Source organism: Actinomadura napierensis (assembly GCF_039529375.1).
GTDB classification, from domain to species: Bacteria; Actinomycetota; Actinomycetes; order Streptosporangiales; family Streptosporangiaceae; genus Spirillospora; species Spirillospora napierensis.
This window is the reverse complement of sequence record NZ_BAAAMR010000024.1, coordinates 1-15,355: the sequence shown is the minus strand read 5'-3', so window position 1 is coordinate 15,355 and position 15,355 is coordinate 1. Positions and strand designations below refer to the sequence as shown.

Below are 15,355 nucleotides of genomic sequence, written 5' to 3'. Positions count from 1 at the left end.
CACCCTGTAAAGATCGCGGGCATGGCATTGACAGGTTGTCGGATATCATCGCGGGCGATGCTGCCCACACTCGACGACGTCCTCCAGCTCGACGCGGTCCGCCGCGGCCAGCCGCGCGTCGTCGCGGGCGCCGACCGCACCGGCAACCTCGTCCGCTGGGTGCACGTCGCCGAGGTCACCGACATCGCGCACCTGCTGCACGGCGGCGAGCTGGTGCTCACCACCGGCATCGCGCTGCCCGACGAGCCGGACCGGCTGCGCGCCTACATCGCCGACCTCGCCGACGTCGGCGTCAGCGGCCTGATGATCGAGCTCGGCCGGCGGTACGCCAGCCGGCTGCCGCCCGCCCTGCTCGCCGCCGCCGAGGACCTCGGCCTCCCGGTGATCGTGCTCGCGCACGAGCCGGCGTTCGTGGACATCACCGAGTCCGTGCACGCCCGGATCGTCCAGGAGCAGTTCGCCGAGCTGCGCGCCTCCGAGCAGCTGCACGAGATCTTCACCCAGCTGTCGGTCGAGGGCGCCTCCACCGACGAGGTCGTCCGGCAGGTCGCCGCGATCGGCGGGCACCCGGTCGTGCTGGAGAACCTCTCGCACCGGGTGCTGGCCGCCGACGCCGACGGCCGCGATCCCGCCGAGCTGCTGTCGGCCTGGGAGACCCGCTCGCGGGCCGTCCGGCCCGGCACCCGCACCGGCTACGACGCCGCGTCCGGCTGGCTCGTCACCACGGTCGGCGCCCGCGGCGAGGACTGGGGACGGCTGATCATCGTGCTGGGCTCGCCGCCGTCGCCGCGCGAGACCGTGCTGATCGAGCGGGCCGCGACCACCCTCGCGCTCGGCCGGCTGCTGGACCGGCACGCCGAGAGCGTCGAGCGGCAGGCGCACGGCACGATCATCGCCCGCATCCTCGCGCACGCCTACTCCGACCCGCAGGAGGCCGCCGCCCGCGCCCGCGCGCTCGGCGTCCCGCTGTCCGGACGGCGGCTGCTCGGCGCCGTGCTGCGGCACCGCGGCCCCGCCCATTCGCCGCGCGTGTCTCCGCCGCCCGTCGGCGAGCTGTCCGCGCTGGCCGAGACGGCCGCCGCCGCCTGCAAGGACGCCCGCCTCGCCGCCCTGGTCGGCGTACTGGACGAGGGTGGCCCGCAGGCCCGCGTCGGCGTGCTCGCCTCGCTGCCGGCCCGCGCCGACGCCGAGGCCGTCCTCACCGAGGTCGCCACCCGGATCCGCAAGCAGTCCGGCGGCGACACCGTGATGGCGGCCGGGTCCGTCGTGGAGACGATCCGGGACGTCCGCCGCTCGTTCCTGGAGGCCGAGCAGGTCGCCGACGTCGCCGCCCGCGGCTCCGGGAGCCGGCTGTTCTACCGGCTGCCCGACCTGCGGCTGCGCGGCCTGCTGCACCTGCTGCGCGACGACGCCCGCGTCCAGACGTTCGTCGAGCGCGAGCTCGGCCCGCTGCTGGAGTACGACGCGCAGCGCGGCAGCGACCTGACCCGCATCCTGGAGCTGTACCTGGAGTCCGGGCGCAACAAGGCCGTCGCCGCCCAGCAGGCCCACCTGTCGCGCCCGGCCTTCTACGAGCGCCTCCGCCGCATCGAACGCGTCCTGGACGCCGACCTCGACGACGTCGAGTCCTGCGTCTCCTTCCACGTCGCGCTGCTCGCCCTCAGCTCCGTCCGCTGGGAACGTCCCTGACCAGCGCGGAGGCCGGAGATCGGGCGGAGTCGATCGGCGAACGGTAGGCCGGAGCGTGGGGCGCCGTTTACGCTTTTCGGCATGACGGACGCGGCGTTGCATGTTCATCGGTTCGGGGATCCATCAGGGGCGCCGCTGGTCGCGCTGCACGGCGTCACGGGGCACGGGGCCCGGTGGCGGCGGACGGCCGAGCGTCATCTGGCGGACCGCTACACGCTGGCGCCCGACCTGCGCGGGCACGGGCGCTCGCCGCACGAGCCGCCGTGGGGGGTGGAACAGCACGTCGAGGACGTCCTCGCGGTCATGGACACCGAGGGCCTCGACCAGGCCGACCTGGTGGGGCACTCCTACGGCGGGATGATCGCGGTGCATCTGGCGCGGCTGGCTCCGCACCGGGTGCGGCGGCTCGTCCTGCTGGACCCGGCGATCGGGCTCGACCCGGTGGAGGCGGCGAAGAACGCGCGCGGGTACATGGCGGAGGTGTCGTTCGCGGACGCCGTCGAGGCGCGGGCGTCGCTGGTGGCCCGGTGGTCCGGGGCGACCGACGAGGCGGTGAACGACGAGGTCGGCGAGCACCTGCAGCACGGCCCGGGCGGGCGGACGCGCTGGCGGTACGAGCCGGCCGCGATCGTGACGGCGTACTCGGAGATGGCGCGCCCGCACGTGCCCCCGCCCGCCGACCTGCCGACCCACCTGGTGATCGCGACGCTCGCCGACCTGGTGCGGCCGGAGTTCGTGGTGGACTGCCGCGCGGCCCTCGGCCCGGGCCTGACGATCACCGAGATCGATTCCGGCCACATGCTCTACATCGACCGCCTGGAGGAGACCGGCGCGCTGCTGCGCACATGGCTGGCACCGTGAGGGCACATTTCCTCCACATCCGGCTGATTTGATCGGCGGCATGGCAGCGACCATCGACTACCTCGACAAGATCGCCGCGACGGACTCAGCGGGCGCCTACAAGCTCCACATGCTGGAGGCCCTCGCCGTCGAACCCGGCCACACGGTGCTGGACGTGGGCTGCGGCCCGGGCACCGACCTCGCCGCGCTCGCGTCCGCGGCCGGACCGTCCGGCGCGGTGGTCGGCGTCGACCACGACACCGCCATGGTGGACGAGGCGCGCCGCCGCACCGCGGGCCTGCCGGGCGTCCAGGTCGAGCAGGCCGACGCGCACGCCCTCCCGCTGGAGGCCGGCGGCGCCGACCGGGCCCGGATGGACCGGGTGATGATCCACCTGGACGACCCGCCCCGGGCGCTGCGCGAGATCCGGCGCGTCCTGCGGCCCGGCGGGCTGGTCGCGCTCGCCGAGCCCGACTGGCACACGCTCGCGATCGACCACCCGGACCTGGCGACGAGCCTGGCGTTCACCCGCTTCGTCGCCGAGCACGCCAACCGCAACCAGGCGATGGGACGGCAGGTCCCGCGGCTGGCCGAGGAGGCCGGGTTCACGGTCCTGTCGGTGCTGAACGCGGCCCCGGTGTTCCGGGACCCGGCCACGGCCGAACAGGTGTTCGGGCTGCGCCGCAACACCCGCCGCGCCGTCGAGGCGGGCTTCCTGGACCGGGAGGCCGCCGCCCGGTGGCGGGAACATCTGGACCGCGGTCCGGTCATGGTGACGGCCTCGTTCGTCATCGTGCTCGCGCGAGCAGATCATCCGGCGGAGCGCTAGGTCGATCGCGGGCATTATTCGCGCCACCTCCGGCCATCGCGGTGTCACCCGGAGGAGGTACTTCAGTGCGGTGAGGGCACAACCATCTGGTGACACTTCGCAGTTCGGCGGGCACGCGCACCTTCGGGGTGGAAGAGGAGCTCCTCCTGGTCGACCCCGCCAGCGGTGTGCCGCAGGCCGTCTCCGGGTCCGTCGTCCAGTACGCCCGGCGCCACGACGAAGTGCTGTTCAACGGCGGCAGGCGGTCCGAACCGCTGGAATGCGAGCTGCAGCGCGAGCAGTTGGAGATCTGCACACCGGTCTGCCGCACCCTGGACGAGGTGTCCGCGCACGTCAGGTCGGCACGGCAGGCGGCGGCGCAGGCCGCGGCGGGCGCCGGGGCCGCCGTCGCCGCGCTGGCGACCTCACCGGTCACCGTCCGGCCGTCGCTGTCCCCGTCGCACCGCTACCGGCGCATGTCGGACGCCTACGGCCCCACCGCCGACGAGCAGCTCACCTGCGGCTGCCACGTGCACGTCGGCGTCGAGTCGCCGGACGAGGGCGTCGCCGTCCTCGACCGGATCCGGCCCTGGCTGCCGCCGCTGCTGGCCCTCAGCGCCAACTCGCCGTTCTGGCAGGGCAGCGACACCGGCTACGACAGCTGGCGGTACCAGGTCTGGGGGCGCTGGCCGTCCAGCGGCCCGACCGAGCTGTTCGGCTCCGCCAAGGCCTACCGGGCGACCGTCGAGGCCCTGCTGTCCACCGGCGCGCTGGTCGACGAGGGGATGATCTACTACGACGCCCGGCTGTCGCGGCACTACCCCACCGTCGAGATCCGCGTCCCGGACGTGTGCCTGCGGGCCGACGACGCCGTGCTGATGGCCGCGCTGGTCCGCGCCCTGGTCGACACCGCCGCCGAGGCGTGGCACGCCGGCGAGCCGCCCGATCCGGTCCGCGCCGACCTGATGCGGCTGGCGATGTGGCGGGCCGGGCGGTCCGGGCTGCGCGCGGAGCTCGTGCACCCCGCGACCCGCCGCGCCGCGCCCGTCCGCGACGTCGTCCGGGCCCTGCTGGAGCACCTCGGCCCGGCGCTCGACCGGATGGGCGATCTGGAGACCGCCACCCGGCTGCTGCACGGCCTGCTCGACCGCGGCAACGGCGCCCAGCTGCAACGCGCCGTCTACGCCCGGACGCGCGACGTGACGGCCGTCGTCTCCGACGCCGTCGCCCACACCGCAGCCGCCTGAAAGACGCCTCAGCTGCGGCCGCGGCCCAGCAGGCGGAGCAGGCCCGGGTCGGTGGCGAACAGGCGGTCCAGCTCGCCGCCACCGACGCGGTCAGCGAGGATCTGCAGTGCGATGTCCTGCCGGACGTACTCCGCCGCCATCAGGGCGACCGCCGGATCCGCCGTGTAGATGCCCCATGCCGCGCCCTCGCCGAAGCCGCCCACCACGGCCTCCCGCCGGTCGCCGACGACCACCAGCAGCCGGTAGCCGAGGTCTTCGAGGACGGCCTCTGGCGCGGAGTAGCGGTGCTGGTAGACGTATCCCGTCCCGTCCCCGCCGAACGGGTCGGCGTCCTCGCCGAACGAGACGACCGACACCTCGACGTCCCGCTCGGCGGCGTCCACGACCGCCTCCCGCAGCCGCCGCGTCTCCTCCGGCCACACCGACATGAACAGGTCGCGCCGGGCGCCCGCCACCACGTCCCCCGCCCGGTCCAGCATGGCCTCGGCGTCCTTAAGGCCGTGGATGAGATGCCCCTCGGGCGCGGCGGCGACCGCGGGCAGCGCCGACCGCAGCATCGCGACCGACCCGTCGAACTCCCGCCGCATCCGGTCCAGCAGCGCCTCCGGCGGCAGCGGCAGGTACTCGGTCGCGTCCGACGACCCCCGCAGCTCGTACGCCGCGCCCCGCGCCACCAGCTTGCCGAGCGTCTCGTACACCGTGCTGCGCGGCACCCCGGACCGCTTCGCCACCTCGTACCCGTTGACCGGCCTGCCCGCCCCGACGAGGGCCACGTACGCCTTGGCCTCGTATCCGGACATGCCGAGCCGCTGCAGATGCTCAAGGACGTCCCGCGCGCTCACCGCCGCAATGCTAGTTCTTCAACCGCCCCGAACACTGCGCGCGATGCCAGAATCCGGGCATGGAGCAACGCCTGGACGACGCGGCGCTTGAAATGTCGCCCGTGGTGGCCAACTGCGCCATGAACCGGGAACGGACGCTCGCGTCGTATGGGCGGGAACTCGGGATCGACGTGCTCGCGGAGATCGGCGGCGGCTGGCTGGACCTGTGCTGCGGCGCGGGACGGGCATTGGCGGAGGCCGCCGCGCGGCGGCCGGACGCGCGGATCACGGGCGTGGACCTGGCCGGCCACTTCCTCCCGGCGGCGAGCGCGGTGCAACTGGTCACCGCCTCCGTCACGAAGTGGGCGCCGGACGAACCGTACGACCTGATCACCTGCGTCCACGGGCTGCACTACGTCGGCGACAAGCTGGGCGTCCTGGCCCGCGCCGCCTCGTGGCTCGGCGTGGACGGGCTGCTCGTGGCGAACTTCGACGTGGCGAGCGTCCGACTCGCGGACGGATCCCCGGGCGGGCGACGCGTCACAGCGGCGCTCCGCGAGGCCGGTTTCCACTACGACTCCCGGCGCCGCCGGATCTCCCTGCGCGGACGGCGCGAGGCGCGGCTCCCCTACCGCTACCTGGGCGCCGACGATCAGGCCGGGCCCAACTACACGGGCCAGCCGGCCGTCGACTCGTCCTACGAGCCCGACGTGTAAGCGTTCACTGACCCTCCTGTCAGGAGTGCCGGTCGGCCTCCCATACGATCGGCGCCATGCCCTCCCCTCTCGACTGGACACCGCCGTCCGCCACGCTGATCCGCGCCGCGAACCTGGCCCTGGAGCCGTGGCGCGCGTACACCTCGCCCGTCTTCCACGGCATGGAGAACGTGCCCCGGACCGGGCCCGCGCTGCTGGTCGGCAACCACACGGTGTACGGGGTCGTCGACGCGCCGCTGATCTTCTTCGAGATCCACCGGCGGCGGGGGTGTGGGTGCGGTCGCTGGCCGACCACGCGCACTGGCGGATCCCGGGCTGGCGCACGGCGATGGACATGGGCGGCTCGGTCGACGGGACCCGCGACAACTGCCGCGCCCTGCTGCGGGACGGGCAGATGGTCGTGGTGTTCCCCGGCGGGGCCCGGGAGGCCACCCGGGACCGCGCCGACCGGTACCGGCTCCAGTGGGAGGGCCGGCTGGGCTTCGCCCGCCTCGCGGTGGAGGCGGGCTGCCAGATCATCCCGTTCGGCTCGGTCGGCGTGGAGGAGATGTTCACCACCGTGCTGGACGCGGGCAGCCCGCTGCTGGCGCCGGTCCGGCCGCTGGCCCGCGCCGTGCTCGGCGAGCGCGGGATGCGCGACGACGTGCTGATGCCGGTGTCGCGCGGCATCGGTCCGACGCCGGTCCCGCGCCCGCAGCGGCTCTACTTCGGCTTCGGCGAGCCGATCGACACGTCCCTGTGGGCCGGCCGCGCCGACGACGACCGGGCGGTCACCGAGGTGCGCGACCTGACCCGCAAGGCCGTCGAGGAGATCGTCCACGGCCTGCGCGCCGAGCAGCGCGACGACCCGTCCCGCACGCCGGCGGGCCGCTTGTCCCGCAGGGCGGGCCGCCTGATCGGCCACGCCGTCCGCACCCCCCGCCGCCTCCTGCACTAGCCGAAAGGCGGGACCACAGCACCCGCACGCCCGAACCCCGGCCCCGCACCGACCGCAACGTTGCGATCGCGTGCGAAGCCGGGTTCGAGCTTGCGAGAACCTGATCGCGCAGCGAGCCCCTGGGCGAGCCGGAGCGATGCAGCGATCGCCGCAGGGCCCGCCGAAGGAAGGCGCCCTAGCGCCTGACGCCAAGGGCCCTGGATTGAAACGGCAGGTAGCGGTCGGCGCGGCGGGGGCGGGCGGGGAGGCCGGTGGACTCGACGGCGAGGATGCGGTCGAAGCGGAAGGCGCGGACGCCCCGCCGCATCCGGCACCAGCCGACGAGGTACCAGTGGTCGCGGTGGACGAGGCAGGTGACGGGCTCCACCTCGCGGATCGTCACGTTCGCGCCCGCGTCGCCGTAGCAGAGCCGGACGACGCGGTGCTCGGTGATGGCCGCGGCGATGACGCGGGCACGGTCGGCGGTGGAGGCGTCCAGGGGCGCGGTGAGGGTGGCCACGGTCGCGGCGACCACGTCGTCGTGGTCGACGGGCGCGGCGGGGTCGAGGAGGGCGCGCAGGGCGCGGCGGGCGGTGGTGGCCTGCGGGCCGGCGCCGAGGTGCGCGAGCGAGAGCGCGAGGGCCGCGATCTCGGCGGCGGTGAGCACGGTGCCGGCGGCCGCGTCGTGCGCGGGGGTGGTCCGAAGGTGCGTCGCAACGTTCGCCATGCTTCGATCATACGTTCGAACACTGACATTTTGCAGTGCCCCGGCACGCCCGGAAAGGGTCACCTGACGCACGGCGGGCGGCGGGACGCGGCCTGATCGCCCGCCTGCTTGAGATGCCCACCGCGCATGGGGAACACTGTGCCCCGAAACGTGCTCTATTCGGGGGAATCGGGGGCGAACACATGATCGCGGACGGGCGGTGAGCGACGCACGGGCGGCCCGGCCTCCCTTGGACCGGGACGAGGCCGACCGGACGCTGGCGCATCTGCGCGACGAGAAGGAGCGCATCAGTACGGCCCTGCTCGAACTGGAGGGGCACCCGGGGTATCGGCTGCTGGACGGCGCCGCCCTCGACGGCGCGACGCGCCGGGTGCAGGCCGAGGTGCGGTCACGGACGGCGGAGATCTGGGCGCTGTTCGACCTTTACGGGCGGACGCTCGGCGAGGCGGAGCGGCTGCGCGCCCGGCATTCGCGGCCGGGCCAGGCGCAGCTCGCCGAGCTGACCCGGCTGCTGACCGGCCCGTCGGTCGAGCTGCCCGCCGAGGAGGTTCCGCTCGAACGCCGGACGCTGCTGGCCGCCCCGGCGGGCGAGAGGCTGACCCTGCGGGCGGTCGTGGCGCGGATGACGCCGCTGTACGAGGACGTCGTGAAGACCGTCGCGGCGCTCGACGCCGTCTGGTCGGCGCTGCTGTCCCGGCTCGCCGAGGTCGAGGCCGAGCAGCGCGCCGCCGCCGACCTGCTGGCGTCGCTGGGCGGGACGGACCCGGACCTGGACCGGCTGACCGCGGACCTGCGGGCGGTGGCGGCGCTCGTGCGCGGCGATCCGCTCGCGCTGGCGGACGCCGGGCGCCCCGACACGAGCCGCCTGGACGCGCTGCGGACCGCGCTGGCGGGCGTGCGGCGCGGGCTGGAGGAGGCGCACCGCCTGCGCGACGGCTTCGCCGACCGGATCGGGGGGATCGCCGCGGTCCTGGAGGCGCTGCGCGCCGCGGAGGCCGAGGCGCGCCGCGTCCGCGGCGAGGTCCTGGCCAAGATCGCCTCCCCTGTCCTGCCGGACCTGCCCGACATGTCCGCCACGCTGGCCGACCGGCTCGCGACCGTCGGCCGCTCGCCGCACGGCGCGAACGTGCCGGCGGCGACAGGGCACGGCGGGTGGAACGAGCTGGCCGGCCGCGTCGCTGACCTGGAACGCGCGATGAACGGCGCCCTGGAGCAGGCCCGGCGGGACGTCGAGGTGATCCGGGGCCTGCTGGACCGGCGCGAGGAACTGCGCGGACGGCTGGAGGCGTACCGGGCGAAGGCCGCGCGGCTCGGCGGCGCCGAGGACGCCGGGCTCTCCGCCCTCTACGAACGGGCCCGCGAGCTGCTCTGGACCTCGCCGTGCGACCTGCGGAAGGCGACCGTGACGCTTTCGGAGTACCAGCAGGCCATTACCTCGCGGGTGAAGGGAGCGGAACGTTGAGCCAGTGCACTGTGGCGGGGTGCGGCGGAACCATCGAGGACGGTTACTGCGTCATATGCGGCATGCCGCCCGCCTCGCCGAGCCCGTCCGCCACGCCCGGTTCGCCGGCGAGCGGTTCCGCCGCGTCCAGCGCCGTGTCCAGCGCCTGCGCCCAGCCGGGATGCTCGGGCACGATCGTGGACGGCTACTGCGACGAATGCGGCTCCTCCCCGGCCGTCCAGGCTCCGCAGGCACCGGCCGCCGCGTCCGCGCCGCCCGACGACAAGTGCCGCCAGCCGGGCTGCTCCGGGACGATCGCCGACGGCTACTGCGACGAGTGCGGCTCTCCCCCGGACCAGGCGTCGGCCTCGTCCGGCACCACGGGAACGAGCGGGACGAGCGGGACGGCCCGGACGGGCAGCACGCGCACCGGCTCGTCGCGGTCGTCCGGACGCCGCGGGATGCTGGGCGCCGGCCTCGTGGAGGTGCCACGGATCGCGTACCGGGACCCGTCGTCGGCGGTGATGAGCGACCCGCAGGTCGCGGAGGGCAAGCGGTTCTGCTCCCACTGCGGCGAGCCGGTGGGCCGCGGCCGCGCCGACCGGCCGGGCCGCACCGAGGGGTTCTGCCCGAAGTGCGGTACCGGGTTCTCCTTCACCCCGAAGCTCAGCCCGGGCGACCTGGTCGCCAACCAGTACCGGGTGCTCGGCTGCATCGCGCACGGCGGCCTCGGCTGGATCTACCTGGCGCAGGACGAGCGGGTCAGCAACCGGTGGGTGGTGCTCAAGGGCCTGCTCGACACCGGCGACGCCGACGCGAGGATCGCGGCGGAGGCCGAGCGCGCCTACCTCGCCGCGGTCGACCACCCCAACATCGTCAAGATCTACAACTTCGTCGAGCACGAGGGCGACGACTACATCGTCATGCAGTACGTCGGCGGCCAGTCGCTCAAGGACATCCTGCTGGAGCAGCCGCAGCCCACCGGCGAGAAGCACCTGCCGCTCCCGCAGGCCATCGCCTACGGCCTCGAGGTCCTGCGCGCGTTCGACTACCTGCACGCCAACGGCCTGGTCTACTGCGACTTCAAGCCGGACAACGTCATCCAGTCCGAGGAGGAGCTGAAGCTCATCGACCTCGGCGGGGTGCGGCGGCTGGACGACCCGGACGGCGCCATCTACGGCACGATCGGCTACCAGGCGCCCGAGATCGCCGACCTGGGCCCGTCCGTGAGCTCCGACCTCTACACGGTCGGGCGCGCGCTGGCCGTGCTGAGCTTCCCGTTCAAGGGCTACACCCGCGCCTACGTCGACGGCCTCCCTTCACGCGACGAGGTGCCGCTGCTGCAGGAGTTCGAGTCCTACGACCGGTTCCTGCGGCGGGCGACCCACAAGGAGCCGGCCGAGCGGTTCCAGGACGCCGCGGAGATGGCCGAGCAGCTGACCGGCGTGCTGCGCGAGGTGGTGGCGGCGCAGGAGGGCGCGCCGCGTCCGGCGCCGTCCGCGCTGTTCGGCCCGGAGCGGTTCGCGCCGTGGATGGCGGGCGACCTGTCCGCAGAGTCCGCGCTGCCGCCCGTCCCGCCGCGGATCGCGGCGTCGGCGCTGCCGGTGCCGCTGGTGGACGACTCCGACCCGGCCGCCGCGTTCCTGGCCGGGCTGACCGCGCTGGACGACGAGCAGCTCGGCCCGGTGCTGGAGAGCGCGCCGGAGCGCACGCCCGAGGTGCTGCTGGCGCTCGCCCGCGTGAAGATCGAGACGGGCGCGCCGGGCGAGGCGTCGGAGCTGCTGAGCGAGGTCGCCCTGAGCCGTCCCGGTGACTGGCGGGTCGACTGGTACCGCGCGGTGTCGCTGCTCGCCGCGGAGCGGACGGCGGAGGCCGAGCGGTGCTTCGACCGGCTGTACGGGCTGCTGCCCGGCGAGGCGGCGCCGAAGCTCGCGCTGGCCTACTGCCGCGAGCACTCCGCGCCGGACGGCGCCGTCCGGCTGTTCGAGCTGGTGTGGCGGACCGACCACGGCTACCTCACCGCGGCGTTCGGGCTCGCCCGGGTGCATCTGGCCGCGGGCCGCCGGGCGCAGGCCGTCGCGGCGCTGGACGCGGTGCCGAAGATCTCCATCCGGTACGTGCCCGCGCAGGTCGCGGCGGTGGCGACGGCGGTGCGCGGCCGCGCGCCGGCGGAGCTGACGGCGGCCGATCTGGTCGCGGCGGGCGAGCGGCTGAACGGCCTCGACCTGGACGACGCGCGGCGCGACAGGCTCGCCGCCGAGATCCTGGAGGCCGCCCTCGGCTGGCTGCCCACCGGGACCGGCAACGGCGCGCGGGGCGGCGCGCTGATGGGCCAGCCGCTGGACGAGACCACGCTGCGGCGCCGGCTGGAACGCACCTACCGGGAGCTGGCGCGCCGCTCCCGGGACCGGGACGAGTCCCGGCTGCTCATCGACTCCGCCAACGCCGTACGCCCGAGGACGCTCCTGTGACCGACGACCCCACCGCCGACGCCGGCCTCGGCCCCGCCTTCGACGACGCCGCGGCCAAGCCGGCCGAGCCGACCTGCCCCGCGTGCAAGGAGATCGTCTACCCGGGCTACGTGTTCTGCGAGAACTGCGGGCACAAGCTCGGCGACCCGCCGCCCGCCGGCCCCGGCGAGACCGGCGTGCCGCCCCGGGAGGGCGCGACGATACGGCAGAGCTCGGCCTCGCTCGCGCGGCGCCGGGCGGGCGCCGGCGACGCGCGCCCCTGCCCCGAATGCGGCGGCGCGGCGATCGACGCGGACGGCTACTGCGAGCGGTGCGGCCTGCGGCAGCCCGCCGAGCGCGACCATGTGGAGGTCGGGCTTCCGGCGGCGGGCGCGGACGGATCCGGGGCGGACGGCCCGGGCGCGCTCGCGGCGGCCGGGGCCAGCGACCGCGGCAAGCGCTACAGCCGCAACGAGGACGCGCTCTCCCTCGCCGCGCACGCCGCCGGCATCGTGCCGGTCGTCTCGGACGGGGTCGGCTCGTCGCAGCGTCCGGACGAGGCGTCCCGCGCGGCGGCCGACACCGGCGCGGCCGAGCTGGCGGCGCTGCTGGACGACGGCGGGGACCCCGAGGAGGCGACCCGCACGGCCGCGCTGAAGGCGGCCGAGGCCGTGGCGGCGCTCGCCGCGTCCCCGGCCGAGGCGCCGTCGTGCACCTACGTGTCGGCGGTGACGCGCGGCGCGACGCTGACGGTCGGGTGGGTCGGCGACAGCCGCGCCTACTGGCTGTCCGCCGAGGAGGGCGCGACGGCCGACGCCGGCGAGGAGGACACGCAGCCGGAGGAGACCGGCCCGGCCGGCGCCGACCCCGGCGACACCGAGCCGAGCACCGGCGATATGGCCGAGCTGTCCGCGTCCCGGCAGCTCACCGAGGACGACTCCTGGGCCGCGATCATGGTGGCGCAGGGCGCGCTGACCGAGGCGGAGGCGGAGGCGCACCCGAACGCGCACGTCATCACCGCCTGGCTGGGCGCGGACGCGGGCGAGGTCCGGCCGCACGTCGCGACGTTCCGCCCGGCGGGCCCCGGCACGCTGCTGGTGTGCAGCGACGGCCTGTGGAACTACTTCCCCGCCGCCGCCGACCTGGCGGCCCTCCTCGGCGGGCCGGGCGACTCGGTGGCCGATCCGGCGAACGGCGGCATGCCCGATCCGGCGGACGGTTCCGCGGACGGCGGGCGGCCCGACCCGGCCGCCGACCCGCTGGGCGCCGCGCGGGCGCTCGTCCGGCACGCCCTGGACGCCGGCGGGCGCGACAACATCACCGTCGCGGTGATCCCCTTCCCCGCTCCCCCAGTCCCCCCGCGCACGCACCCCGAGAGCACGGAGCAGCACCGATGAGCGAGCAGCCGCAATTCACCGTCAAGGTCGACCAGAACAAGTACCTGCCCGCGGGCGGCCGCGAGGTGCACGCCGTCGTGTCCGTCGAGGCGACCGGCCCGGCGCTGCCGTCGCCGTCCGCGGTGGACGCCGCCGTGGTGATCATCATCGACACGTCCGGCTCGATGTCCTATCCGGACAGCAAGCTGCGCGCGGCGGTCGCCGCCGCGCAGACCGCGGTGGACACCCTGCGCGACGGCGTCGACTTCGCGATCATCTCCGGTTCCAACTCCGCGTCGATGGTCTTCCCGCAGCAGCCGGGCCTGGTCAAGGCCACCGAGGGCAACCGGCAGCGGGCCAGGCAGGAGCTGAAGCGGCTGAAGGCGTCCGGCGGCACCGCGATCGGGTCGTGGCTGCGGCTCGCCGACGAGATCTTCGACGCCCGGCAGGGCGCCGTCCGGCAGGCGATCCTGCTGACCGACGGCAAGAACCAGCACGAGACGCCCGAGCAGCTGAACGCCGCGCTGGCGCGCTGCGCGGGCCGGTTCGTCTGCGACTGCCGCGGCATCGGCACCGACTGGGAGGTCGCCGAGCTGCGCCGGATCGCCTCCGCGCTGCTCGGCAGCGTGGAGTTCATCCGCGACACCAACGACCTCGCGGCCGACTTTAGGGCGATCACCGAGGCGGCGATGGGCAAGGCCGTCGCCGACGTCGCGCTGCGCGTGTGGACGCCGAAGACCGCGTCGCTGAAGTTCGTCAAGCAGGTCATGCCGTCCGTGGACGACCTGAGCGACAAGCGCGTGGAGTCCGCGCCGCAGGCGGGCGACTACCCGCTCGGCGCCTGGGGCGCGGAGAGCCGCGACTACCACGTCTGCGTGGAGGTGCCGCCCGGCGAGGTCGGCAAGGAGGTGCGCGCCGCGTGGGTGAAGCTGGTCGTGCCCGGGGCGCCCGGCGAGGAGGCGCAGGTGCTGGCGACCGGCAACGTGCTCGCGCAGTGGACCGACGACGAGGCGCTCTCCACCAAGATCAACCCGCGGGTCGCCGGCTACACCGGGCAGGCGGAGCTGGCGCAGGCCATCCAGGAGGGCCTGGAGGCGCGCGCCAAGGGCGACACCGACACCGCGACGGCGCGGCTCGGCCGCGCGGTGGTGCTGGCCGACCAGGCCGGCAACGAGGAGATCACCTCGCTGCTGCGCCGGGTCGTGGACGTCGTCGACGTGGCCACCGGAACGGTCCGGCTGCGGCGCGACGTGGACAAGGCGGACGAGATGACGCTCGACACCCGGTCCACCAAGACCGTCCGGACGCGCGGGGCCGGGACACCGACGACCCGCAAGGACGAGACCGTGACGACGCGGCGGGGCGAGGGCTGAGCATGGTGATCTGCCCCAACGGACACACCTCCCAGGCCGCGGACTACTGCGACGAGTGCGGCGAGCTCATCGGCGGCTCCCCGCCTGCTGGGAGCGCGTCCGCCGCGCCGTCGCCCGCGGCCGCCGGGGAACGGACGTGCCCGGACTGCGGCGAGCGCGGCACCGACCGGTTCTGCGAGATCTGCGGGTACGACTTCGCGACCGGCGGCGGCAGGTCGACCCCGCCCTCCGCGCCGGTCCCCGCGCCACCGGTCCCCGCGCCACCGGTTCCGGCACCGCCGGTACCCGCGCCACCCGTCCCTGCACCACCCGTCCCTGCACCACCCGTCCCTGCACCGCCCGTGCCCGCGCCACCGGTGCCGGCACCGCCCGTGCCCGCGCCTCCCGTCCCGGCGCCTCCGGTCCCGGGCGCGGTGGGCTGGACGGCCGTGGTGGTGGCCGACCACGACTACTACAACGCGGTCATCGCCGAGGAGGGGCCGGACTCGGCGTCGCTGGCGTTCCCGCCGTACGCGCCGGAGCGGCGGATCCCGCTCCAGGGCCGGCAGATCCGCATCGGCCGGCGGAGTTCGGCGCAGGCCTCGCCGCCCGAGATCGACCTGCGCGAACCCCCGGAGGACCCGGGCGTCTCGCACGTGCACGCGGTGCTGCTGGCCAAGCCGAACGGCACCTGGACGCTCGTCGACCCCGGTTCCACGAACCGGACGTGCCTGAACGGCTCCACCGACCCGATCCCGCTGAACGTGGAGGTCCCGGTGTCCGCGGGCGACCGCATCCACGTCGGTGCCTGGACCACCATCACGCTCACCAGAGACGAGGCGATATGACGGCCGTCCAGCAGGCGCCGGCGGGTCCGCCGGGCCCACCGTCCGGACGTCCCGCCAGGGTCGCCGGGGAGGCCGCGCCCGCCGTCATCGCGTCCGCCCCGCCCGAGCGGCCGTCCGGGCGGCG

15 protein-coding genes are annotated in these 15,355 nt (G+C 75.1%); 11 read left to right on the top strand and 4 right to left on the bottom strand.

The genetic code is table 11. From position 1 onward, the window contains the following. The first annotated feature begins 57 nt into the window (after positions 1-57). The 4 genes from ABD296_RS15815 to ABD296_RS15800 all read left to right on the top strand — a co-directional run bounded on the left by ABD296_RS15815 (position 58) and on the right by ABD296_RS15800 (position 4,584). A complete protein-coding gene (locus ABD296_RS15815; RefSeq protein WP_344267154.1) occupies positions 58-1,689 on the top strand; it encodes a PucR family transcriptional regulator in 1,632 nt (543 codons plus the stop codon). An 81-nt stretch (positions 1,690-1,770) separates the two neighbouring features. After that, positions 1,771-2,550 carry an alpha/beta fold hydrolase gene (locus tag ABD296_RS15810; RefSeq protein ID WP_344267153.1) on the top strand — a complete coding sequence of 260 codons (780 nt, stop codon included), beginning with the start codon at positions 1,771-1,773 and terminating at the stop codon, positions 2,548-2,550. A gap of 40 nt (positions 2,551-2,590) precedes the next feature. Beyond that, positions 2,591-3,358, top strand: coding sequence for a methyltransferase domain-containing protein (locus ABD296_RS15805; protein WP_344267152.1), 768 nt, complete (start codon positions 2,591-2,593; stop codon positions 3,356-3,358). 89 nt (positions 3,359-3,447) lie between these two features. Continuing rightward, on the top strand, positions 3,448-4,584 hold the full coding sequence (locus tag ABD296_RS15800; RefSeq protein ID WP_344267151.1) for a carboxylate-amine ligase: 1,137 nt from the start codon (positions 3,448-3,450) through the stop codon (positions 4,582-4,584). An 8-nt stretch (positions 4,585-4,592) separates the two neighbouring features. On the opposite strand, the gene ABD296_RS15795 is transcribed toward ABD296_RS15800, so the two are convergent. Continuing rightward, positions 4,593-5,426, bottom strand: coding sequence for a TrmB family transcriptional regulator (locus tag ABD296_RS15795; protein ID WP_344267150.1), 834 nt, complete (start codon positions 5,424-5,426; stop codon positions 4,593-4,595). Positions 5,427-5,485: 59 nt separating this feature from the next. Between ABD296_RS15795 and ABD296_RS15790 the strand changes: the two genes are divergently transcribed. Next, complete coding sequence (locus ABD296_RS15790; protein WP_344267149.1) at positions 5,486-6,121, top strand: class I SAM-dependent methyltransferase; 636 nt, start codon at positions 5,486-5,488, stop codon at positions 6,119-6,121. A 19-nt stretch (positions 6,122-6,140) separates the two neighbouring features. On the opposite strand, the gene ABD296_RS15785 is transcribed toward ABD296_RS15790, so the two are convergent. Continuing rightward, entirely contained in the window at positions 6,141-6,326 is a 186-nt protein-coding gene (locus tag ABD296_RS15785) for a hypothetical protein (RefSeq protein ID WP_344267148.1), read from the bottom strand. Between the two features lie 69 nt (positions 6,327-6,395). Here ABD296_RS15785 and ABD296_RS15780 point away from each other — a divergent pair, with 69 nt between their 5' ends. Further along, a complete protein-coding gene (locus ABD296_RS15780; RefSeq protein WP_344267147.1) occupies positions 6,396-7,058 on the top strand; it encodes a lysophospholipid acyltransferase family protein in 663 nt (220 codons plus the stop codon). Between the two features lie 175 nt (positions 7,059-7,233). On the opposite strand, the gene ABD296_RS15775 is transcribed toward ABD296_RS15780, so the two are convergent. Then, positions 7,234-7,764 (bottom strand): helix-turn-helix transcriptional regulator, encoded by a 531-nt coding sequence (locus tag ABD296_RS15775; protein WP_344267146.1) that lies wholly within the window; start codon positions 7,762-7,764, stop codon positions 7,234-7,236. 199 nt (positions 7,765-7,963) lie between these two features. Here ABD296_RS15775 and ABD296_RS15770 point away from each other — a divergent pair, with 199 nt between their 5' ends. Next, positions 7,964-9,226: a hypothetical protein gene (locus ABD296_RS15770; RefSeq protein WP_344267145.1), complete on the top strand. Its 1,263-nt coding sequence runs from the start codon at positions 7,964-7,966 to the stop codon at positions 9,224-9,226. 43 nt (positions 9,227-9,269) lie between these two features. Here the strand turns inward: ABD296_RS15770 and ABD296_RS15765 are convergent, their stop codons facing one another. Then, positions 9,270-9,398: a hypothetical protein gene (locus ABD296_RS15765; RefSeq protein ID WP_344267144.1), complete on the bottom strand. Its 129-nt coding sequence runs from the start codon at positions 9,396-9,398 to the stop codon at positions 9,270-9,272. 268 nt (positions 9,399-9,666) lie between these two features. Between ABD296_RS15765 and ABD296_RS15760 the strand changes: the two genes are divergently transcribed. Genes ABD296_RS15760 through ABD296_RS15745 form a run of 4 tightly spaced genes read left to right on the top strand, consistent with a single transcriptional unit; the run spans position 9,667 to position 15,231 of the window. Then, complete coding sequence (locus tag ABD296_RS15760) at positions 9,667-11,676, top strand: tetratricopeptide repeat protein (protein ID WP_455363859.1); 2,010 nt, start codon at positions 9,667-9,669, stop codon at positions 11,674-11,676. Beyond that, positions 11,673-13,052, top strand: a complete 1,380-nt coding sequence (locus ABD296_RS15755) for a protein phosphatase 2C domain-containing protein (protein WP_344267142.1) — start codon at positions 11,673-11,675, stop codon at positions 13,050-13,052. The genes ABD296_RS15760 and ABD296_RS15755 overlap by 4 nt, the downstream gene beginning before the upstream one ends. Next, positions 13,049-14,404 carry a VWA domain-containing protein gene (locus ABD296_RS15750; protein WP_344267140.1) on the top strand — a complete coding sequence of 452 codons (1,356 nt, stop codon included), beginning with the start codon at positions 13,049-13,051 and terminating at the stop codon, positions 14,402-14,404. Before ABD296_RS15755 ends, ABD296_RS15750 begins: the two co-directional genes overlap by 4 nt. 2 nt (positions 14,405-14,406) lie before the next feature. Continuing rightward, a complete protein-coding gene (locus ABD296_RS15745) occupies positions 14,407-15,231 on the top strand; it encodes an FHA domain-containing protein (RefSeq protein WP_344267138.1) in 825 nt (274 codons plus the stop codon). Positions 15,232-15,355: the final 124 nt, after the last annotated feature.

Bases quoted from the DNA above. Each gene is read 5' to 3' on its own strand.
- ABD296_RS15815 (WP_344267154.1), top strand. From the start codon at position 58: ATGCTGCCCACACTCGACGACGTCCTCCAGCTCGACGCGGTCCGCCGC.
- ABD296_RS15810 (WP_344267153.1), top strand. From the start codon at position 1,771: ATGACGGACGCGGCGTTGCATGTTCATCGGTTCGGGGATCCATCAGGG.
- ABD296_RS15805 (WP_344267152.1), top strand. From the start codon at position 2,591: ATGGCAGCGACCATCGACTACCTCGACAAGATCGCCGCGACGGACTCA.
- ABD296_RS15790 (WP_344267149.1), top strand. From the start codon at position 5,486: ATGGAGCAACGCCTGGACGACGCGGCGCTTGAAATGTCGCCCGTGGTG.
- ABD296_RS15775 (WP_344267146.1), bottom strand. From the start codon at position 7,764: ATGGCGAACGTTGCGACGCACCTTCGGACCACCCCCGCGCACGACGCG.
- ABD296_RS15760 (WP_455363859.1), top strand. From the start codon at position 9,667: ATGCTGGGCGCCGGCCTCGTGGAGGTGCCACGGATCGCGTACCGGGAC.
- ABD296_RS15750 (WP_344267140.1), top strand. From the start codon at position 13,049: ATGAGCGAGCAGCCGCAATTCACCGTCAAGGTCGACCAGAACAAGTAC.
- ABD296_RS15745 (WP_344267138.1), top strand. From the start codon at position 14,407: ATGGTGATCTGCCCCAACGGACACACCTCCCAGGCCGCGGACTACTGC.